General features: G+C 61.5%; 17 protein-coding genes. 6 read left to right on the top strand and 11 right to left on the bottom strand.

Annotated elements, in window-relative coordinates; translation table 11 throughout:
- The first annotated feature begins 230 nt into the window (after positions 1-230).
- Positions 231-746 carry a MarR family transcriptional regulator gene (locus CupriaWKF_RS23775; RefSeq protein WP_276100915.1) on the top strand — a complete coding sequence of 172 codons (516 nt, stop codon included), beginning with the start codon at positions 231-233 and terminating at the stop codon, positions 744-746.
- Positions 747-1197: 451 nt separating this feature from the next.
- A complete protein-coding gene (gene hisN / locus CupriaWKF_RS23770) occupies positions 1198-1989 on the top strand; it encodes a histidinol-phosphatase (protein ID WP_276100914.1) in 792 nt (263 codons plus the stop codon).
- Between the two features lie 91 nt (positions 1990-2080).
- On the opposite strand, the gene CupriaWKF_RS23765 is transcribed toward hisN, so the two are convergent.
- The 3 genes from CupriaWKF_RS23765 to CupriaWKF_RS23755 form a co-directional block, all read right to left on the bottom strand.
- On the bottom strand, positions 2081-2974 hold the full coding sequence (locus tag CupriaWKF_RS23765; protein WP_276100913.1) for a 3-keto-5-aminohexanoate cleavage protein: 894 nt from the start codon (positions 2972-2974) through the stop codon (positions 2081-2083).
- A gap of 2 nt (positions 2975-2976) precedes the next feature.
- On the bottom strand, positions 2977-3720 hold the full coding sequence (locus CupriaWKF_RS23760; RefSeq protein WP_276100912.1) for an SDR family oxidoreductase: 744 nt from the start codon (positions 3718-3720) through the stop codon (positions 2977-2979).
- Between the two features lie 64 nt (positions 3721-3784).
- Entirely contained in the window at positions 3785-4606 is an 822-nt protein-coding gene (locus CupriaWKF_RS23755) for an SDR family NAD(P)-dependent oxidoreductase (protein WP_276100911.1), read from the bottom strand.
- 217 nt (positions 4607-4823) lie between these two features.
- Between CupriaWKF_RS23755 and CupriaWKF_RS23750 the strand changes: the two genes are divergently transcribed.
- From CupriaWKF_RS23750 to CupriaWKF_RS23740, 3 genes are read left to right on the top strand one after another with little or no spacing between them, the layout of a single operon-like run.
- The gene (locus CupriaWKF_RS23750; protein ID WP_276100910.1) at positions 4824-6896 is read left to right on the top strand and encodes a hydantoinase/oxoprolinase family protein; all 2073 of its coding nucleotides are present in this window, start codon (positions 4824-4826) and stop codon (positions 6894-6896) included.
- Positions 6897-6909: 13 nt separating this feature from the next.
- Positions 6910-8706 carry a hydantoinase B/oxoprolinase family protein gene (locus tag CupriaWKF_RS23745; protein ID WP_276100909.1) on the top strand — a complete coding sequence of 599 codons (1797 nt, stop codon included), beginning with the start codon at positions 6910-6912 and terminating at the stop codon, positions 8704-8706.
- Positions 8706-9227, top strand: a complete 522-nt coding sequence (locus CupriaWKF_RS23740; protein ID WP_276103182.1) for a gamma carbonic anhydrase family protein — start codon at positions 8706-8708, stop codon at positions 9225-9227. The genes CupriaWKF_RS23745 and CupriaWKF_RS23740 overlap by 1 nt, the downstream gene beginning before the upstream one ends.
- Before the next feature lie 57 nt (positions 9228-9284).
- Here CupriaWKF_RS23740 and CupriaWKF_RS23735 read toward each other — a convergent pair whose 3' ends face one another.
- The 3 genes from CupriaWKF_RS23735 to CupriaWKF_RS23725 form a co-directional block, all read right to left on the bottom strand.
- Positions 9285-10085: a GntR family transcriptional regulator gene (locus CupriaWKF_RS23735; protein WP_276100908.1), complete on the bottom strand. Its 801-nt coding sequence runs from the start codon at positions 10083-10085 to the stop codon at positions 9285-9287.
- A gap of 139 nt (positions 10086-10224) precedes the next feature.
- Positions 10225-11310: a Glu/Leu/Phe/Val dehydrogenase dimerization domain-containing protein gene (locus tag CupriaWKF_RS23730; RefSeq protein ID WP_276100907.1), complete on the bottom strand. Its 1086-nt coding sequence runs from the start codon at positions 11308-11310 to the stop codon at positions 10225-10227.
- Between the two features lie 60 nt (positions 11311-11370).
- A complete protein-coding gene (locus CupriaWKF_RS23725; RefSeq protein ID WP_276100906.1) occupies positions 11371-14901 on the bottom strand; it encodes an indolepyruvate ferredoxin oxidoreductase family protein in 3531 nt (1176 codons plus the stop codon).
- Between the two features lie 142 nt (positions 14902-15043).
- On the opposite strand from CupriaWKF_RS23725, the gene CupriaWKF_RS23720 reads away from it, so the two are divergent.
- Positions 15044-15520 carry an Lrp/AsnC family transcriptional regulator gene (locus CupriaWKF_RS23720; RefSeq protein WP_276100905.1) on the top strand — a complete coding sequence of 159 codons (477 nt, stop codon included), beginning with the start codon at positions 15044-15046 and terminating at the stop codon, positions 15518-15520.
- Between the two features lie 89 nt (positions 15521-15609).
- Here the strand turns inward: CupriaWKF_RS23720 and CupriaWKF_RS23715 are convergent, their stop codons facing one another.
- The 5 genes from CupriaWKF_RS23715 to CupriaWKF_RS23695 all read right to left on the bottom strand — a co-directional run bounded on the left by CupriaWKF_RS23715 (position 15610) and on the right by CupriaWKF_RS23695 (position 20270).
- Entirely contained in the window at positions 15610-16833 is a 1224-nt protein-coding gene (locus CupriaWKF_RS23715; protein WP_276100904.1) for a porin, read from the bottom strand.
- Positions 16834-16920: 87 nt separating this feature from the next.
- Positions 16921-17673 (bottom strand): ABC transporter ATP-binding protein, encoded by a 753-nt coding sequence (locus tag CupriaWKF_RS23710; RefSeq protein ID WP_276100903.1) that lies wholly within the window; start codon positions 17671-17673, stop codon positions 16921-16923.
- The gene (locus tag CupriaWKF_RS23705) at positions 17663-18472 is read right to left on the bottom strand and encodes an ABC transporter ATP-binding protein (RefSeq protein WP_276100902.1); all 810 of its coding nucleotides are present in this window, start codon (positions 18470-18472) and stop codon (positions 17663-17665) included. Before CupriaWKF_RS23705 ends, CupriaWKF_RS23710 begins: the two co-directional genes overlap by 11 nt.
- Entirely contained in the window at positions 18469-19413 is a 945-nt protein-coding gene (locus CupriaWKF_RS23700) for a branched-chain amino acid ABC transporter permease (protein WP_276100901.1), read from the bottom strand. Before CupriaWKF_RS23700 ends, CupriaWKF_RS23705 begins: the two co-directional genes overlap by 4 nt.
- Complete coding sequence (locus tag CupriaWKF_RS23695) at positions 19410-20270, bottom strand: branched-chain amino acid ABC transporter permease (RefSeq protein WP_276100900.1); 861 nt, start codon at positions 20268-20270, stop codon at positions 19410-19412. The genes CupriaWKF_RS23700 and CupriaWKF_RS23695 overlap by 4 nt, the downstream gene beginning before the upstream one ends.
- Positions 20271-20280: the final 10 nt, after the last annotated feature.

Genomic DNA, 20280 nt, shown 5'->3' with positions numbered 1-20280 from the left:
AAAACGCATGTTCACTGCAGGAACACAACCACCATCGTAGGGCGCGCATATTGACTACTCAACTTACGTTTATTCCCAATTGACAAATTGACTGATATGTTTTCCGTTCACACTTTTGCCTTTGAGGGGCAAAGCCTTCGCCTGTGAGACAATCTGGCGCCCTGCACGCCGCTTTCGCGCCTTCTCGGCCCGATATACGTGCTGAATACGTCTCAACCGGAAAGAACGCGATGACCCGAAGCACCGGGCCTGCAACAGGCCAGTCGGCGCCCAGCACGGAAGACACTCCCTGGACGAACCTGGACGAGGCCGGCAGCGGCCTGACGGTGGACAACTTCCTGACCACCATGCTGAGCCAGCTCATCACGAGGCTGCGCAGCACGGTGACCCAGCCCTATGCCGAACAGTTCGGGCTGACCGTTCCGGAATGGCGCATCCTGGCGCTGCTCGCGCATGCGAAGCAGCTGCCCTTCTCGGAACTGGTGATCCAGTCCACGTCGGACAAGGCGCTGGTCAGCCGCACGCTGCGGCTACTGGAGGAACGGGGGCTTGTCCTGCTGGAGACGGAGGGGAACACCCCGCGCAAGAAGCTCATCTGCAGCGTGACGGAGGCCGGGATCGCGCTGCATGACGAGGTCATGCCGCTGGCGCGGCGCGGGCAGGCCGACGTGATCCGGCAGTTGGAGCCGGATGAAAGGCGGGCGGTCTATCTCGGGCTGAAGAAGTTATTGAAGGGCCAAGGATAAGGCCGGCACTCGACCTCCATAACGTATGAACAAGAGGGCGCCACTCATTCTTACGTGAGGTGGCGGGCCTGACAGCGGGGGTGAGAGCCGGGGTTCATGGAAACCGGTCCAGCCGAAGCTGGCCCCGCCCGGCCCGCCGTAAAGTCATTGCGTGCACAAGCGCATCGGGAGGACGAATGATGGCGCGAGCCATCATTCGCCTCGACGTGAACCGGGCTCTCACACCCGACCCCTGCTGTTTCAGGAGCCCGACCAGTCTAAAGAGCGCTGCCGTTCACACTCAAGTAGCGCATTGTGAAAGATTGATGCGGCCAGTCAATCGCAGAATGCTGGGAGATTCAGACGAAGGGCATTGAGGGTTCGGCGCCTGCGCCGCGCAGTCGATCAGCTGCGACACGAGAGGGCTACAATAGCGAGCACGATTTCTCTATGAATCATGCTTTAATTCACTATGCCACTGCACGCAGATCAGCAAGCCGAATTTCTCACCTTTGCCGGTCGCATGGCCGATGCAGCAAGCGCTGTCACACTCGCCTATTTTCGTGCAGTGATCGATGTGGTGGACAAAGGCGCCACACGCTTTGATCCCGTTACCGTGGCCGACCGGGAAGCCGAGCGGGCCATGCGCGAGCTGATCCGGAGTACCTATCCCACCCACGGCATTCTCGGCGAAGAGGAGCAGCGAATTGTCGGGACCGAGCCGTTCACGTGGGTACTGGATCCCATTGACGGGACACGTGCGTTTATCACAGGACTGCCACTTTGGGGAACGCTGATTGCGCTCAACGATGGCCAGCACCCGGTACTCGGGGTCATGGATCAGCCGTTCACGCGCGAGCGCTTCTCCGGTGACGGCAACCACGCCTGGCTCAATGGCAAGCTATTAAGGGTTCAGCCTTGCAAAGCCCTGTCAGACGCCAAGCTGCTCTGCACGACTCCCGACATGTTTGAAGCGGGTGAACAATGGGAAGCTTTCCAGCGTGTGGCACGTTCCGCGCGAATGCAGCGATACGGCGGGGATTGTTACGGATATTGCATGGTCGCCGCAGGCCAGATCGACGCCGTGGTCGAGGCGGGACTACAGCCTTATGACGTGCAGGCCCTGATCCCAATCATCGAGGGTGCCGGCGGCGTCATGACGAGTTGGACGGGCGACGACCCTCAGAATGGCGGTGCAGTGGTCGCATGTGGCGACGCTCGCGTGCATGAAGAGATTCTGCGTCTACTGAATGCGCGAGGATGAGTGATATGCGATGCCATTCGCTCTGCGCGCAGGGGAATGGCATGACGCTTGGGGCGCAGGGGTCGTTGTACGACCCCTGCCCCTTAGCCCGCTAGGCGGGTCGAGACAAGCCCATGATGTCACGGGCTTCGGCCGGCGTGGCCACGGACATGCCCAGGTGCTCAATCACGTTGCGAGCACGCTCGACAAGCTGGCCGTTGGTGGCAAAGACGCCACGGCTCAGGTACAGATTGTCCTCCAAGCCAACACGCACATTGCCGCCAAGCAAGGCTGCCTGCGCCATCATGGGCATTTGGTCTCGTCCAATACCGAACGCGGCCCATTGGGCATTCGGTGGAATGAGGTTGCGTTGATAAAGCATTGTCTCCGTGCTCGCGGGCGCCCCCCACAAGACGCCCAGTACCATCTGGAAGAGGGGCACTCCGTCAATCAGGCCCTCTTCGATTAGCGATTTGCCAAACAGAATGTCTCCGGGACTGAATACCTCCAACTCCGGCTTGACGCCGAGCTCCTGGAAACGCCGAGCCATCGCACGCAGGGTTCGAGTGGTATTCAGGTAGACAAACTCGAGTTTGCCTTCCACCTGGTTTCCAGTCGTAATATCGAGTGAGGCAATTTCCGGCAAACAATCTTCGAGATGCCTGACCCGCTCAGCCACGGGGATGACGTCACTTTCCGGTAGCGCCTTCGATTCGTCTTCGGGATCCGGCAGCAGGAACGCACCCAAGCCACAAGTGAGATTCAGCACGATGTCCGTACCCGAAGAGCGTACCCGGTCGACCACCTCCTTGAATAGCAATGGATCGCGGCTGCCTCCGCCCGTCTTGGGGTCGCGCACGTGAATGTGCGCGACAGATGCACCGGCCTTCGCCGCCTCCACGCAGGCATCAGCAATCTGTGCCGGCGTAATCGGCATCGAAGGATGCTTGGGATTAAACGGAGCGTTTCCTGTTACGGCACAGGTAAGGATAACTTTGCGTGACATTGTCAGATCTCCCACTCGACGTTTCCGCTGACGGCCAGTAGCTCGCCGGTAATCTTCGCCGCGGCATCCGACGCGAGAAAGAGAACGGTCTGCGCAAGGTCTTCTGGCTGAACCTTGCTGCGCAACGATATGTACTTCAGGTAGTCCGATTCCACCTCTTCGGCGGCGCGCCCCGATTCCTGCGCGATGTTGGCGACGATTCGCCGCATCCTGTCGTTATCGATCATGCCCGGCAGGATCGCGTTGCAACGAACATTGAACGGACCCAGCTCGCGGGCTGCATTCAAGGTGAGCGACTCGACTGCGGCTTTTGACACCACATAGGGCGTGCGCATTGGCAGGCGGGTGCGCGTGGACCCGGTCGAGAAATTGATGATTGCGCCATGACGGTGCCGCTTCATGGCTGGGACGACACGCTTCATGAACTGGAACATCGCGCCAACATTGACGTCGAGTGTCTCTCGCCATGCCTCGTCGGGGATATCTTCGATCGCCGCTCGAGGGCCCGCGATGCCGACGTTGTTCACGAGGACCGAGATGTCGCCAAATTGGCGCTCGGCCTCCCGCACGACTCTGCCAACGTCATCGGGCTTACCCACATTGGCGACCGTTCCGGTCATGCCGGGGTTGGCGCGCAGGGTCTCGGCCAGCGCGTCGGCACGTACGTCGCAGATATGCACCAGCGCGCCGCCAGCGCGGAACTGCTCCGCAATAACGCGGCCGACACTATCGGCGCCACCCGTCACCAGGACTCTTTCTTTCATCTTGGAAATGCCTTCTTATCGTTGATTCGAACACCCGGTCACGCTTTCACAGCCCGGCGGATATGCCCTCGTCCATCAACAGGCAACTGCCATGCATGGCGCGCGCGGCGTCGGAGGCTAGGAACGCGATGGCGCCTGCGATGTCCTCGGGCTCGGAGAACGTTCGCGTGCTGGGCGTACGTGCCGCCATGAAATCACGCAGCCCCTGCATGGCAGCCTCATTGCGAATGTCGTCGTTCATGGCGGTGGCCGTATTGCCGGGCGCCACGCAATTGACGTTGATGTTTTCACGGCCCAGTTCGCAGGCCAGGGCACGCGTCGCGAGGATGATGCCGGCCTTCGTCGCGCAATAGATCGCATAGGAGCCAAAGCCGGTCAGCCCGGCGACCGACGCCACATTGACGATTCGCCCTCCACCATTGGCCCTCAGCACCGGCACCACCGCGTCAATGGTGTTCCATGTGCCCTTCAGGTTCGTATCAATCATCTGGTTGACATGCGTGGCGTCGGAACTGCCAGCCGGTGTCGGCTTGAAGATTCCCGCAGCATTCACCAGGACGTCGATACGGCCGAACGCGTCGTGAACCTCCGCGATAAGCCGGCGGGCCGCGTCGGGATTACGGACGTCGCATGCAAAACCCGCCGCATCGCCCCCTTTGGCATGGATGGCTTGCGCGACCCTGCCGGCCTTCGCCCGGTCCGCGCTGGCAACTACGGCGACGCGGAAGCCCTCGGCCGCGAGCTTCGTTGCGGCGGCTTCGCCAATCCCTTGTGAACCGCCGGTGACGATGGCGACTTTCGTTGTGTCGTGCATTTCCTGCTCCTCTGTTCTGAACTCGTCGACCGCCTTTCGGGCGGGGTTCTGCATCAGGGGCAAAGGTAGCTCTTTTGTGATCACAAATCAAACATATTTTTCATTGGCACCGAAATTACTCGGCGTAACCAGCCGTAAAGTAGTGGTTTACCCGTATTTATCCTATTTTGCGCTCAATATTCTTGTGATCACAAACATCGGTAAATATACTGCCCTCGCTGACGGCGTCATGATGCGACGCCCCACCGGGTTGGCTCACAGGAGACAGTTCATGCGTTTTGCAGTAGACACAGGCGGTACCTTTACCGACCTCATCGTTGAAGATGAGGTCGGTAACTTGCATATGTTCAAGTCGCCCACGACTCCGTCGGATCCAATCAGCGGAGTCCTGGATGCCCTGCAGGTCGCCGCCGACGGCCTTGGGCTTGCGCGCGACACCATGTTGTCGCTCGGCGAGATGTTCATCTACGGGACCACTCACGCGATCAACGCCATCATCACTGGCAACACGGCGCGTACGGCCTTGATCGTGCCGTCTGGCCACCGCGATATCCTTACCTTGCGGGAGGGAGGGCGCCTGGAGCCGTTCAACTTCACGGTGGCGTACCCCGATCCCTTTGTGCCAAGGGCACTCACCTGGGAAGTCCCTGGCCGCATCCTGGCTGACGGAACCGAGCTGGAGCCACTGGACGAGGCCGCCCTCATCCGGTCCCTGGATGAGATGCGACGCGCGGGGATCGAGGCCGTTGCGGTATGCCTTCTGTGGTCGATCGTGAATCCTGCACACGAGCTGCGGATCGCGGAGTTAATTCAAACCCACCTTCCCGGCGTGCCGTTTACGCTGTCGCACCGCCTCAACCCGATTCCGCGAGAATTCCGTCGGACCTCGTCCAGCTGCATCGATGCTTCCCTGAAGCCGATGATGCGGGCCTACATGCATACGCTGGTGGATCGGCTCAAGTCAGCGGGCTTCCCGGGACGCGTCGTGGTGGTCACCTCGCAGGGCGGCGTCATGGATGCAGACCATGTCGCGGACGCCCCCATTCATCTCATCAATTCCGGCCCTTCGATGGCCCCCGTTTCCGGCCGCTACTTCGCGCGGGCCGACGAAGACACAGGAACGGCAATCGTGGCCGACACCGGCGGCACGACCTACGATGTCAGCCTGGTGCGCCGCGGCCGCGTGCCGTGGTCCCAGGAAACCTGGATCGGCGCGCCCTACCGCGGCGTCATGACCGGCTTCCCTTCGGTGGACGTGAAAAGCGTGGGTGCAGGGGGTGGCTCCATCGCCTGGGTAGACAGTGGCGGCATGCTCCACGTTGGCCCTAGCAGTGCCGGCGCGGTGCCAGGGCCCGTTTGCTATGGCCGAGGCGGAACGTTCCCGACTGTCACGGACGCCTCGCTCGCGTTGGGCTATATCGACCCCGACTTCTTCCTCGGCGGCACCATGAAACTGGACGCCGTCGCTGCGCGTGAGGCAATTCAGGCCCATATCGCCACTCCGCTGGCTATGTCCGTGGAAGCAGCCGCGGCCTCGATCATCAGCATTGCCACCGAGAACATGGTTCAGGCCATCTGCGACATCACCATCAACCAGGGCATCGACCCAAGCGAGGCCGTCCTCATCGGCGGCGGTGGCGCGGCCGGACTGAATTCCGTACTGATTGCACGTCGCCTGAGTTCGCCGCGCCTGGTCATTCCGCAAGTCGGTGCCACCATGAGCGCTGCCGGCGCCATGATGTCCGACCTGACCTCTCATTACCACGCCACCTTCTTCACGCGAAGCGACGCCTTTGACTTCACGGGAGTGCGGGAAGTCCTGAACGACCTCACGGGTCGTTGCCAGGAATTCATCGATGGGCCAGGCAAGGGCTCCCTGGCTCAGACCGTAACACTCTGGGCAGAGGCACGCTATCCGGAGCAGGTATGGGAACTTGAGGTGCAGCTGCCTCCAGATGGACTCCACACAGAAGCGGATATTGCCGCGCTGGTCGAAGGCTTTCACCGCGCCCACGAAGAAGTCTTTGCGATCCGCGATGCAGACTCGCCCATCGAGATCGTGGGCTGGCGAGCGACGGTTGCCTGCCGCATCCGCACGCAGGAGGGCGGCACGCTTGCCAACTCGATCGCGCGCCCGATCGCAAACCCCGTTCGCAAAGCCTATTTCGAGGGCGCGGGCTATGTCGACACTGCGGTGGTCCGCTTCGAAGCACTCGATTCCTCGGAAACCGTCCAGGGACCAGCAATCATCGAGTCGTCATTCACCACTGTCGTGCTGAACCCTGGGGCGAGCGCCACGCGCCGGGCAAGCGGCAGTCTTTCTATTCTTCCCGGCCGCGATTAATCAGGAGCCACTCATGCAACGAGACCAGATCGAGCGTCCCGCCACGGATGGCGTCCAGCTCGCATTGATTACCAACCGGCTTGAAGGCGTCGCCCGCAAGATGGCCAATACACTGCTTCGTAGTGGTCGGTCGGGCGTGCTCAATATCGCACGGGACTTCTCCTGCTGCATCGTCACCGCGGATTGCCAGCTGCTGGCAGCGGCCGAAAGCCTTCCCATCCATGTGCTGAGCGGTCCGGACATGATGAGCGCGACCATGAAGCAGTTCCACCCTGAACTGCGCCGTGGCGATGCGTTCCTCCACAATTCGCCCTATCACGGCTGCTCTCACCCGGCCGACCACACAATCCTGGTGCCGGTGATCGATGACCAGGGCGTTCACCGCTTCACGGTGGTGGCCAAGGCGCACCAGGCCGACTGCGGCAACTCGGAGCCAACCACTTATATGGGCGGGGCCCGCGACATCTACCATGAGGGAGCCCTGATCTTCCCCGCGGTCAAGGTGCAGCAGGACTACAGCAATATCGACGATATTGTGCGCATGTGCAAAATGCGCATTCGCGTGCCCGAACAATGGTGGGGTGACTATCTCGCGATGGTTGGTGCCGCCCGCATTGGAGAGCGCGAACTGCTGGCGCTGGGTGAAGAACTCGGATGGGACCGACTGGAGCAGTATGCAGTCGATTACCTGGATTACTCCGAGCAGCGCATGATCAGCGCCATTCAGTCCCTGACTCCCGGGCGCGGGACGGGCACCAGCACCCATGACGCGCTATTCCCCGGCATGCCGGAGGAAGGCGTAACAATCCGCGCCGAGATCGAAGTCGATGCCGTCAATGGCAAGGTGACGGTGGATCTGCGTGACAACCCGGATTGCCTGCCGTGTGGTCTCAATCTCAGCGAAGCGTGCGCACGCACGGCCGCGATGGTCGGCGTCTTCAACAGTATCGAGCACACCGTGCCCAAGAACTCAGGGTCCTTCCGCCGTATCGATATTCGCTTGCGCGAAGGCTGCGTGGTTGGCATCCCGCTGCATCCCACCTCGTGTTCCGTCGCCACCACGAATATGGCCGACCGCGTCGCCAATGCCGTGCAGACCGCCGTGGCAGAGATGGCGGATGGCGCCGGACTGGCGGAATGCGGTGCCGTGATCCCACCGGCAATCGGTGTGATTTCGGGCGTCGACCCCACTACGGGTCACCGTTTCATCAACCAGCTGTTCCTTGGCTTCACCGGCGGCGCCGCGGGACCGACGGCCGACGCATGGCAGACGATCGGACACGTTGGTAACGCGGGCCTGTGCTTCCAGGACAGTGTCGAACTCGATGAAATGCGCCACCCTCTGTTTGTTCGCTCTCGCAGCTTTGTGCCCGACAGCGAGGGAGCCGGACGCTACAACGGTGCGCGAAGCATGTTTGTCGAGTTCGGCCCGCGCGGTTGCGAAATGGACATTGGCTACGTCAGCGATGGCTCTGTTAACGGCCCCAAGGGCGTCCGTGGCGGTCTCGCCGGTGCCAACTCCGCGCAGCAGCGACGCCTGGTATCCGGCAGCCTCGAAGCCCTGCCGGCCGGCGGCGTCGTCACACTGCGCGACGGCGAGACCATCCTGTCCTATTCCTGCGGGGGCGGAGGCTACGGCGACCCGCATACCCGAGACCCCGAGCTGGTTCGAAAGGACGTGACTGAGGGTTACTTAAGCATCGAGCGTGCGCGTGACGTCTATGCCGTGGTAGTCAGTTACGACGGCGCAATGGATAGCACGGCGACCGCGCGATTGCGTAACGAAGCCTCGACACGGAAGGCGGCGTGATGCGGGTACGTTTTGGCAAATCGATACCGTCGATCGGCAAGTCCTGCTTCCTTGCCGACAATGCGACTGTCGTGGGCGCCGTGACACTGGGAGAGAACAGTTCCGTATGGTTCTCCGCGGTACTGCGTGCGGACGTGGAACCGATTACCATCGGCGCCCGGACCAACCTCCAGGACGGCGTTGTCGTGCATGCCGACCCAGGGCACCCCGTCATCATCGGCGATGGCGTAAGCGTCGGCCATCAGGCTCGGCTGCACGGATGCATCATCGCGGATGGGTCCTTGATCGGAATCGGGGCCACGGTGCTAGACGGGGCGCGGATCGGCGAACAGTCCCTGATCGGGGCCGGTGCGCTGATTCCTCCCGGAAAAGTCATCCCGCCGCGAAGCCTTGTCATGGGTACGCCAGGCCGTATCGTGCGAACGTTGACCGATGAGGAAGTCGCCGAGCTGGCTTGGGCAGCCGATGAATACGTGAAGCTTGGCCGAGCCTACCTGCAGGAAGCGGAACAGGCCTTTTAGGGCCCGCGAAGGCCGGGAGGCCACTGGCGCTTGCCATGCGCTGTCAGCTCCAGCGTATTACTCCGTTGTCGCCGGGGCCCTGCCCCGGCGCTTTCGTTCCGCGGCAGGCACCAGAATCGGCGTACCGTCCGCAGCGAAGATCTGCGTCTTGTACCACTTGGCCGCATCGAGGATATCGGACTGCACCGCGTCGCTGGAGGCTTGCGGATCGCGCTTTGCAAGCGCGGCCAGAATATTGAAGTGGTGCATGATGCCCCGGTCATGCAGGATCTCGCGGGTCGACTGCATCTGCTTCATGACCGCCGCAATGTAGGGCCCGCTCTGCAGCCAGAGCATTTCAATGAGCGAGACCAGCAACTCCGAACGCGAGGCCCGGTAGATCGTAAAGTGCAATTGCTCGTTTGCCGCGACCGCGGCCGGCACGTCGCCAGCGTCCACAGCGTGACTGTAGTCTTCCGCCGCAGCCTTGATCAGGGAGAAGTCTGCCTGCGTCATGCGCTCGGCGGCCAGCCAGGCAGCGCGCCCCTCGAGCGTGGCACGCGTGTCGATGAGATCGTCCAGGCGCTCCACCGACACATTCGGGACACGCAGCGTCCGATTCGGCAGCAGTTCCAGCGCGCCCTCGGTTACCAGGCGGCTTACGGCTTCGCGGACCGGCATTGTGCTGGTGCCGAGCAAGGCGGCAAGACCGCGAATGGTCACCGAGCTCCCCGGCGAAAAACGCCCTGCTCGCAACGCGTTGGCCAGTTCGGTATAGGCGCGTTCACGGAGCGCAACATTGGTCAGCCGGGAAACCGCCGGACTGTCGTCGTCGAACCCGCCCTTGTCTTGGCGCCCCTGTTCGCCCAGCCCGTCCATGGATGCTCCTGTGATCTCTGATAGTAGAAGCGCCCTAAAAACAGCATCGATCGCCTCGAATGCGCTTTTAGGGCTAATTTGTGATCACAATTATAGGCGATCCGGCATTGGACTGTCGAATCGCCACAGGAGCAGTGGCTCAGGATACGCCAGCGAGTTTCTCCAGCGCCCACTGGTCGGCTGCGCGCGACAGGGGCTCGCCCGTCTGGCGGGCGCGCATGAACAACGACTCTACCCGGTCGGCGATGCGCAGCACCTCGGCATCCACATCCGATTCAGCAAAGCCGCCCTCGTATTCACGAACGCAACTGATAATTCCGCCCGCGTTCACGAGATAGTCGGGCAGATAGGCGATGCCACGCTCATGCAATGCGTCGCCATCGGCATCTGTGGCTAACTGGTTGTTGGCCGCCCCTGCTACCAGGCGCGCACGCAGGGCAGGAATGCTGTGCCGATCCAGCGTCGCGCCCAGCGCGCAAGGTGCCAGGATGTCGACATCCTGCGCGGCGATATCATCCACCGCAACGACGGTGGCGTCGAACGCGCGATTTGCCGCGGCGGTGCGGGTAGCGTCAATATCGGCCACCACCAGCTTGCAGCCCGAGCGGTGAAGGCGCTCGGCCAGCGCCCAGCCTACTGCGCCAAGACCCTGCACCGCGACGCGAAGGCCCTTCAGATGCCCAGCGCCGAATACATGCAATGCGCCACGCTCAATGGCGGCAAATACCCCCAGGGCAGTCTTTGGAGAGGGATTGCCACCAAAGCCGTTTGCGCGCGGAATACCCGCCGCATAAGGCGTGACTTCGCGCACCGAAAGCATATCCGACACCGATGTGCCGACATCTTCCCCAGTGATATAGCTGCCGGCCAGGGCTTGCACCGCCCGGCCGAAGGCCTGGTACATGGCCTTGCGCTCATGCTGCCCATCTCCGCGCAAGATAACGGCCTTGCCTCCGCCAAACGGAAGATCCGCCATTGCATTCTTCAGGCTCATTCCCCGCGACAGGCGCAAGGCGTCTTCCATGGCGGCGAGGTCCGACCCATAGTTCCAGTACCGGCATCCTCCGAAGGCCGGACCGCGCGCTGTGCTATGGATGGCAATGATGGCCCGTAGTCCGGTCTTTTCATCCGTAACCAGCGTGATGCGCTCGTGGGGCGTGGTACCGGCCACGCAAAAAAGGCTCACGGAATGATGATCCGCGCCTGAAACTTCGTGTGCGTTCATTGGGAAAAGTGGTAAGTGCCATAGAAATGGTGCCGACCGAAGCCGGCACGCATGATTGCGTCATCCGTCACTGCGCCCGATCTTCTCTCGAAGGCGTTCGAACTCCGGCCTCGCCTCTTCGAAATGACGGATCTTGACGTGCCCAAATCCCCGGACCTTCTCGTATAGCCGGACCAGCGCGACAGCGTCATCCACGGTCTTCAGTGACAATCGCTCGAGAACCGCATCGACATCGCGCTCGAACTCGATAATCAGCCTACGCTCCAGCTGACGGTCGGCCTGCAGGCCAAAAGGATCGAGCACCGTTCCACGCAGCACCTTGCCGTGCCGCAGCATATGCATCAGCGGCACGATGAACCAGCCCTTCAAGGCAATCTTGCGACGCATTCCATCGGCACCGCGGGCTCGCGCCAGGATCGGGGGAGCCATATGAAAGACACGCTGCGCTCCGGGTGCAAAACCTTGCAGCAGGGCTCGCGACGTCACAGGGTCCGTGTGAAGACGTGCTACTTCGTACTCATCCTTGTAGGCGAGGACCTTGAAATAGCTACGTGCGACGGCTTCCGTCAACGCCCCTGGCGTACCCGCGATATGACCTTCCGCACGGGCGACACGGTCCACGAGGACGGCATACCGCCGCCCATAGGCGGCATTCTGGTAGGCACCAAGGTCTTGCGCGCGTGCGCTGACGAATCCGCCGATGGTGAATGGCTCGCTTGCCGCAGCGGCAGCTTGCCCCGCCTTCTGCAACGCCGTCTGGTCGTGGGCCAGAATCCGGCCCCACAGGAACGCCCGCCGGTTGGTCTCGACAGCAGCGCCATTGAGTTCAATGGCACGCTGGATAGCGATCTCCGAAACCGGGAGCCAACCGCGTTGAAAGGCATGGCCCACCAACATCAGGTTAGCCGCAAAAGTATCACCGAATATCGTTTGCGCCGCGGCGCTCCAGTCATGGAATTCCGCCCTGCCCTCACCAAGCACACGTTCGATTGCATGCCGATGCGCCAGCAGGGAAATCTGCATATCGCCATTGCCGACAAAATCCGCGGTCGGTGTCATTGCGGTTTCCACCACAGCATGCGCCGAGCCTGGATGAAGCCTTGCCAGCACATCCGGCGAGGCCGCCACGACAGCATCGCAGCCAAGCAAAAGATTGGCGCTCTTCGACTCGATGCGTGCCGTGGCAATGTGGTCAGGCGACCGGGCCAGCTGTATATGGCTGACAACCGCCCCATTCTTCTGGGCCAGGCCCGTGAAATCGAGCGTCGAGGCGCCACGACCTTCCAGATGAGCCGCCATGGCGAGGATTGCGCCAACGGTGACAATCCCGGTCCCGCCGATCCCTGCCACAAGTACCCCACAATGCTGCAGTAACTCGGGCGAAGTCGTGGCGGGTGGTGGCAACGTAAGCTGCCACTCGGCTTCCAGACGCTGCAGCGTGCCTGATTGCACTACGCTTTGCCGCTCCCCCTCGATGGTCACGAAGCTTGGGCAGTAGCCTTGCACGCAGGTCATGTCCTTGTTGCACGCTGACTGGTTGACAGCACGCTTGCGGCCAAGCTCCGTCTCCAGCGGCTCGACGGCAATACAACCGGAGCGCGCCGAGCAGTCTCCACAGCCCTCGCACACGGCAGGATGGATAGCGACGTGCCGTTTGGGCGTCGCCAGCGAACCGCGCTTGCGCCGGCGACGCTTCTCGGCCGCACACGTCTGGTCATAGATGATGGCGGAAACGCCGCGGTACTCGCGCAGGCGCTTCTGAACGGTATCAAGTTCGCTGCGCTCCACCACAGCCACACTGGCGGGCATTTCGCCCGTCGAGTGATACCGCGCGGGTTCCTCCGAGACCACCACGATTTCTCTCACCCCTTCGGCCATGAGCTGCGCGGCGACCTTCGATACCGTCAGGCCCCCTTCGGTCGGCTGGCCGCCGGTCATTGCGACCGCATCATTGAAGAGGATCTTGTAGGTCACGGCGGTCCCCGCCGCCACGGCCTGCCGAATTGCCAGGCTGCCCGAATGCTGGTAGGTCCCGTCGCCCAGGTTGACGAACAGATGTGGCATGGTGGAGAAGCTCGAAAGACCGACCCACTGCACGCCCTCGCCACCCATCTGACAGAAGGTTGCGGTTCGCTCACGCTGCCCCAGCGCCATGATGTGGCATCCGATGCCGGCCGCAGCATACGAACCGTCTGGCAGGCGCGTCGAGCTGTTATGCGGGCAGCCGGAGCAGAAGAACGGCTTGCGCGACAGGACCGGCTCGGCCGCCTGGATTGGGATCACCCGTGAACGGGCACCCGCTTCGGCGCTGGCACGGTCCGTCCCGCGCGCCTCTGCGACAACAACGCCCTGAGCGTCGAAGAACCAGCGAAGGACACCTGCTACCTGCTCGGGAGAAAACTCCATCGTTGCAGGCAACCACGTTTCACCGTCAGGCCCGTGCTTGCCGTACACCGCGGGACGGACTTCCGCCCGGTGGTTGTACAGCAACGCCTGGATCTGTTGCTCGACCATACTGCGCTTTTCTTCCACCACGATGAGCGCTCGCATGCCCGCGCAAAAGCGCTCCACCCCTTGCCCCTCCAACGGCCAGGACATGCCGACCTTATAGACACCGATACCTATGGATTCCAGCGCGGCCGTATCCAGATCAAGGCGCCGCAGCGCCGCCATCACATCGAGATGAGCCTTGCCCACTGTGATGATCCCGACTCTGGCGTTTGCCGGCCGTACCACCGCGCGATCGATCGGATTGGCACGGGCAAAGGCAAGCGCTGCGGGCAGCCGTTCCTCGATCAGGCGCCGCTCCAGTTCGGCGCGCTGCTGCGGCCATCGTATGTTGATATCGAGACCGAAACCTCGTTCGGGAATCTGGATATCCGTGGGAACAGCAAAGCCACCATGCAAGCCTGCGCCAGATAGCGTCATCGACCTGCCACTCTCCACCGTTTCGGTAATTGCCTTGAACGCGATCCACAATCCGGAAAAGCGCGAGAGTGCGTAGCCAAACAGGCCGAACTCGATGTACTCCTCCACGGAGGACGGGAACAGGATGGGCATCATCGCCCCCTCGAACACGTGATCCGTCTGGTGCGGGAACATCGAAGACTGCGCCGCGTGATCATCCCCCGCGACCGCAAGTACGCCACCGTGGCGCGACGTGCCGAGGATATTGGCATTGCGGAACACGTCACCGGTTCGATCAACGCCTGGCCCCTTGCCGTACCACATCGAGAACACCCCTTCGACCCGCTTCCCTGGAAAGGCATCAATCTGCTGTGCTCCCCACAGCATTGTTGCCCCCAGATCCTCGTTCAATCCGGGTTCGAAGCGAATATCGTGCTCGGCGAGCATCTTGCGCTGTCGCCACAGCTCTTGATCCAGCCCGCCAAGCGGTGATCCACGATAGCCAGACACCAGACCACCGGTGCGCAACCCGGCGACGCGGTCGGCTCGGGCCTGTTCGAGCAGGATACGCACCAGCGCCTGTGTCCCCGTGAGAAACACCCGCCCGGAAGCGCGCAGATAGCGATCCTCCAGTCGGTAGCTTTCATCGGTAAGAAAGTGGTTCTCGTTTGCGCGCTGGTTCATGCTTTGCCTCCGTGCTTCTGATTGCTTGTGCGAAAATTCTAGGTATCCATCGCCTTTGATATGTGCCAAACTGACTCAAATAATTGACTCCAATTAGCACGATCCGCTGATCTTTTTTCCGAAATACCTCCAGGTGTGCCAAATGCGTTTTGACCGTATCGATGTGCGTATCCTTGCCGAACTTCAGCGCGATGCGCGGGTACGGGCGAATGAACTGGCGGAGCGAGTTGGCCTCTCCCCGTCCCCGTTCTATCGACGTATCCGGCTACTTGAGGAAGAGGGAGTCATCGACGGCTATGTCACGCTGCTAAATCAGGAGAAAGCCGGCTTTCCCGTCAGCGCATACGTGCAAGTGGCAATCGAAAAGAAGACAGAAGAGCGGCTAGCACGCTTTGAGGCGGCCATCGCGAAACTCGACGAGGTGATGGAGTGCTATTTGATGACAGGCAGCTTCGACTACATGCTCCGTGTCGTTGCACCCGATATCGCAGGTATCGAGCGATTCGTCATGACGCAACTGACGACCCTTGAAGGCGTCAGTGATATCAGTACCTCGCTAGCGCTGCGACGGGTGGTGTACAAGACAGCGCTGCCGGTCCGGGAGCGAAATGGCTCCTAATGATGCGGATGCGCCGGAATCCTCCGGCGCATCCGATACACAGCTCAGCCGGCTAAACCATGGGAGGTTCGGCTGAATTGCGGCGGCACCTAGAACAGCGTACGGATACCGGCGCCCACCGCCAATTGATTGTGTCCGATCGTCGCAGGGCTGGCGAGGATGCTTGTGTTACTCCCCGCACCCAACATGCCCTTGGGCTTGTTATTTGAGTACGCGACGTCGACGTACAAGGTGGTGCGCTTCGAGAACGCATAGCCAGCCCCGATCTTGTAGAGGTCTGCACCGGCTTCACTGACCTGCTTGTCCTGGAGGTGCAGCCAGTCGGCGGTCAGGCGCCAGGCAGGCGTCGCTTGATAGGCAGCTCCGACGTAGTAGTAATTCTGGTCTGCTCCGGTGGTCGGGTTCTTGAACTTGGCAAAATTCACCCCGGTCTTAAGTGCCCCCCACGTATAGGTAACGCCGATGGTATAGGCGCGCATCCAGGGATCGTTGGTCTGCCCTGTTGGATCCTTGCCATCGAAGTATCCCGACGCGAAGCCAATTTTTCCATTGGTCCAGTTCAGGTTGGCCGTCAACGTGGACTTGTTCGAGAAGCTGCCCGCGGTACCGCCAAGGCCGTAGGTGACGCCACCGCTGAATCCATAGAACTCATCCGGCAGCATGTACTTGATCGACTTGTTGACCCACGTGTACATCAGGCCACCATTGACAGCGCTGTTTATACCTGAGGCAATACCGGGAAACCCTTCGCCCGGTTTGAGGTTCGATGAATTCTGGAAGGTCGCGTTCGCGAGCGACCCGAAGTTCATGTACCCCGTAGCATCACCGGCCGAGATGCCATCGAAGAATGAAGACCAGTTGCGCCCTAAGCGCACTGTCCCCCAAGGTGCAACGACACCGATGGTTGCCCCACGGTCGAACAGCGATCCATTATCGTGAGGAAATGGAACAGACGCATTGGCCGCGCCGGTGTCCGCCGCAAAGCCACTCTCCAGCTTGAACGCAATCTTGTACCCCTCGCCAATGTCTTCAAGGCCGATGAGACCCCAGCGACTGGTCAGCTCATTCCCGGAGGCGAGTGCCAGCGCACCAGCGGCGCGCCCCGTGGACGGATCCACTCCGGCCACCGATCGATAGTTCAAACCGACGTCGAGCACGCCATATAAGTTCAGGCTTGCGCGGGCGGATCCGCCAAAGCCCATACCGATAGCAGCCAGCGCTATTCCGACTCGCCTGACTCCCTGCCTGCGCCGCCGCTGACAGGCCACGCCTCGCATTGACTGTACGACTGCCACTTCTTGATTCCACTTCATGTGTCTCCTCCAAGAAAAGCATTTCAATGCAATACCGGTTGCCGCCCTTACCAGCCTCGGGAACGCATTGTCGATATGCGTAACTCATCAGGCCAGCGCCGGTGCTTCTGCCGACGCGACGCCCAGGAAGCGCTCCATCAGTACCGGCTGGCCTGCCAGTTTGGTCGCGCGATCCGTATATGCGACGCGTCCACTGACGAGAACCGCCACATCGTCAGCGACCGAAAGCGCAATCTTGCTGTTCTGCTCGACGAGCAGGATCGATATGCCAGCCTCCCGCAGCCGCGCAACAATCGCCGAGACTTCATCAATCATTTGGGGAGAAAGCCCCTCCGTGGGCTCATCCATCAGCAGCACGCGCGGGCGGCTCATCAGCGCCCGTCCGATTGCCAGCATCTGTTGTTCACCACCGGAAAGCGTTGCGGCACGCTGATGGAATCGTTCCCCTAGTCGTGGAAACATCTCCACAATCTGCGCGATAGTCCAGGGCGGACCTGCATGGGCAGCGTCGGCGGTCCTGGCAACGGTAAGGTTTTCGCGTACCGACAGGAGCGAGAAAAGGCGACGACCTTGCGGAACCAGTGCCACGCCGCGTCGGACAATACTGTCAACCGGCAGCGCGACGATGTTTTCGCCGAACAACTGAATGGCTCCTCGATACGCTGGGACCATGCCCATGACCGTATGGATGCAGGTCGTTTTGCCCGCGCCGTTTCGGCCGAGCAGCGCAAGCACGGTACCAGGGCGAACGGTCAGCGAAACGTCCTGCAGGATTTCACTTTGGTCGTAGCCCGAGGTGACGCCGGACAGCGCGAGTGCGGGAAGGGTATTAGTGGCCAAGGTATATCTCCTGCGTGCGCGGGTCGGCCAGGACAGAGCGCTTGTCCCCATCAACGACAACGCGGCCGCTCTGGAGCACCGTGATGGACTCGGCAAAGGAAAGCGCCACATCCATGTCGTGCTCGACCATCACAATCGTCAGAGCCTTCGGCAGGTGCGACAGCAGTTCGGCAACGCCCACGCGCTCAGCTCCCGACAACCCCGCCAGCGGCTCGTCCAGAAGCAGGATGCTGGGCTGCTGTGCAAGGGCCATAGCAATCTCCAGCCGCCGCAGTTCTCCGTACGAGCAGGCGTGCACGGGTGTTTCGGCGCGGACCTCGAGGTCCACACGCGCCAGCACGGCACGGGCCTCAGCCTCGAGCGCTGAGCCGCCGAAACGCTTCCAAGGACTCAAACGGTCGGGTGTAGTTGATTTCCCAGTCAGCGACATCAGCACGTTTTGCAACAGCGTCTTGTCGCGAAAGGGCGTGAGTATCTGATAGGTCCTGCCCAGGCCCATGCGCGCCCGGGCATGCGTAGGCTTGGCTGTGACATCTTGTCCAAGCAACGAGATACGGCCGCGCGTGGCACGCAGATCTCCCGCGATCAGATTCAGCAAGGTTGTCTTTCCGGCGCCGTTCGGCCCCAGGAGTAGCCTGCGCTCCCCCCGCCGTATCGTCAGACTTACACCATCCACGACGCGCAAGGCGCCGAACGAGATAGACAGGTCAACCAGGCCGATTGCAGTCGAACTGCCGTCGACAGAGACCCCCGAAGCGGCGGCACGCGTGGCCACCGGTAGGACTGCGGAGTGGATCATCGAATGCTCCTGCTGCGAAAGAGAGAAGCCAGGCCGGGCACGATCCCCGCGGGAACAAACAGCACCACAGCAATGAGCAGCAGGCCCAGGAACGTTGGCCAGCTCTCGATATAGCCGCTTACCAGTACACGAAAGCCGACAACGATCGCTGCACCGATCACAGGTCCGAGCAGCGTGGCAGGGCCGCCGACTATGACCATCAGCAAGCTTTCCGCGGTTTCGCCAAGCGATAGCGCGTGGGGACTGATGAATTGCTGGTGGAACGCAAGCAGCACCCCCGCAATCGCTGCTACCAGTCCGGCAAATGCGAAGGCGAGCAGTCGAATACGCCAGACATCAAAGCCCAGGGCGGACATCCGGCGCGGCTGCGATCTCGTGCCGTCCAGACAGCGGCCGAGTTGCGAGCGCATGAACCTGTGCACCAGGCACAGCATCGCGAGAAAGCAGACCGCCACGAACTCGAACCAGACGATCGGATTTCCCGTATCCATCCACGGCAGCGCAGGCCTGGAAATTCCAGTCATGCCATTCTCACCGCCCGTCACGCTGCCCCAGTGCATGGCTACTCCCCACAGCACCTGGGCAATGGCCAGCGTGATCATGCCGATACTGAGTCCACTGGTTCGCAGCGCAAGCATCCCGACGACTACAGAGAGCGCTACGGCGGCGCCCACTGCAATGGCTGCGAGCATCCAGGGCCCCAGCCCTGCGTGCTGGCCGGCGATGGCTAACCCATAGGCGGCCGCACCCGCTAGCGCCGATTGTGCGAACGACAGCAGTCCCCCCAGCCCAAGAAGCAGATTAAGACTGGTTGCAACCAAGGCCGCAAGCATGATGTGGATCGCCAGGTCCAGGTAGAAAGGCGAATCGCTCGCCAGCGGCAGCATCAGGACCAGTGCACCAGCAAGGCAAGGGCCGAAGAAAGAAGTAGGAATCTTCATGCTGCGACCCTCCCGAATAATCCCTGGGGCCGATACGCCAGCACGACGATCATCGGCACGAACAAGAGCACGTATGACATCTCCGGTACAAGCGACTGTCCGAAGCTATGGACCAGGCCTGTGATCAGGCTTCCGAGCATTGCGCCGGGAATACTCCCCGTGCCCCCCAGCACGACGACGATCAGCACCAGCGGAAGCACCTCCATATCGAGCCCGGGAAACACCGACAAAATTGGTGCGCCAATCGCGCCGCCCATGCCAACGAGTGCCGCGCCGGCGAAGAAGATCGTCATGAAGAGTCGGTCGACGCGAATACCGACGGCGCGGGCCATGGCCCGATCCTCAACGGCCGCGCGCAATCGGGCGCCGATCAGCGTCCGGGACAGCGAAAGGTCCAGAGCCACCGCGGTCACCACGGCAAGTGCCATGACGAAGAGTCGATAGATGGGAAAGGTCAGCTCGCCAAGGGACACCGCACCCGTTAAGCGTGGTGGCACCGCGACCTCCAGCGGCATGCCGCCCCAGACGGTCTTGCAGCTGTCGGCAATGACGAATGCCATCCCAAGCGTCGCCAGCACCTGTGCCAGCTCGTTTTGCGTAATCCGCTGCAAGATCGCGCGCTCCAGTACGATCCCGAGAATGCCGACGACGATGGCACAACCCAGTGCGGCAAGCACAAACGGCAGTCCTGCATCGACCAGCGTGACACAGAGGTATCCCCCCAGCATGAACAAAGCGCCATGCGCCATGTTGGGGATGCTCATCAAACCGAAGATCAGCGTGAAGCCCGCCGCCATCAGAAACAGCACTGAGGCGAAGGTCAGCCCGTTGAGCGTCTGGATCAGAAACGTAGACATGGTGAATCCT

It is taken from the genome of Cupriavidus sp. WKF15, from assembly GCF_029278605.1.
In the GTDB taxonomy this organism is placed as follows: Bacteria; Pseudomonadota; Gammaproteobacteria; order Burkholderiales; family Burkholderiaceae; genus Cupriavidus.
Note: the sequence above shows the minus strand (reverse complement) of the source record. Positions and strands in the feature narration are given on the sequence as shown.

Excerpts from the sequence above, each read along its gene's own strand:
- CupriaWKF_RS23730 (WP_276100907.1), bottom strand. The coding sequence starts at position 11,310 with ATGAACGCACACGAAGTTTCAGGCGCGGATCATCATTCCGTGAGCCTT.
- CupriaWKF_RS23715 (WP_276100904.1), bottom strand. The coding sequence starts at position 16,833 with ATGAAGTGGAATCAAGAAGTGGCAGTCGTACAGTCAATGCGAGGCGTG.
- CupriaWKF_RS23775 (WP_276100915.1), top strand. The coding sequence starts at position 231 with ATGACCCGAAGCACCGGGCCTGCAACAGGCCAGTCGGCGCCCAGCACG.
- CupriaWKF_RS23695 (WP_276100900.1), bottom strand. The coding sequence starts at position 20,270 with ATGTCTACGTTTCTGATCCAGACGCTCAACGGGCTGACCTTCGCCTCA.
- CupriaWKF_RS23765 (WP_276100913.1), bottom strand. The coding sequence starts at position 2,974 with ATGTCACGCAAAGTTATCCTTACCTGTGCCGTAACAGGAAACGCTCCG.
- CupriaWKF_RS23750 (WP_276100910.1), top strand. The coding sequence starts at position 4,824 with ATGCGTTTTGCAGTAGACACAGGCGGTACCTTTACCGACCTCATCGTT.
- CupriaWKF_RS23725 (WP_276100906.1), bottom strand. The coding sequence starts at position 14,901 with ATGAACCAGCGCGCAAACGAGAACCACTTTCTTACCGATGAAAGCTAC.
- CupriaWKF_RS23745 (WP_276100909.1), top strand. The coding sequence starts at position 6,910 with ATGCAACGAGACCAGATCGAGCGTCCCGCCACGGATGGCGTCCAGCTC.
- CupriaWKF_RS23740 (WP_276103182.1), top strand. The coding sequence starts at position 8,706 with ATGCGGGTACGTTTTGGCAAATCGATACCGTCGATCGGCAAGTCCTGC.
- CupriaWKF_RS23700 (WP_276100901.1), bottom strand. The coding sequence starts at position 19,413 with ATGAAGATTCCTACTTCTTTCTTCGGCCCTTGCCTTGCTGGTGCACTG.
- hisN (WP_276100914.1), top strand. The coding sequence starts at position 1,198 with ATGCCACTGCACGCAGATCAGCAAGCCGAATTTCTCACCTTTGCCGGT.
- CupriaWKF_RS23735 (WP_276100908.1), bottom strand. The coding sequence starts at position 10,085 with ATGGACGGGCTGGGCGAACAGGGGCGCCAAGACAAGGGCGGGTTCGAC.
- CupriaWKF_RS23720 (WP_276100905.1), top strand. The coding sequence starts at position 15,044 with ATGCGTTTTGACCGTATCGATGTGCGTATCCTTGCCGAACTTCAGCGC.
- CupriaWKF_RS23755 (WP_276100911.1), bottom strand. The coding sequence starts at position 4,606 with ATGCAGAACCCCGCCCGAAAGGCGGTCGACGAGTTCAGAACAGAGGAG.
- CupriaWKF_RS23705 (WP_276100902.1), bottom strand. The coding sequence starts at position 18,472 with ATGATCCACTCCGCAGTCCTACCGGTGGCCACGCGTGCCGCCGCTTCG.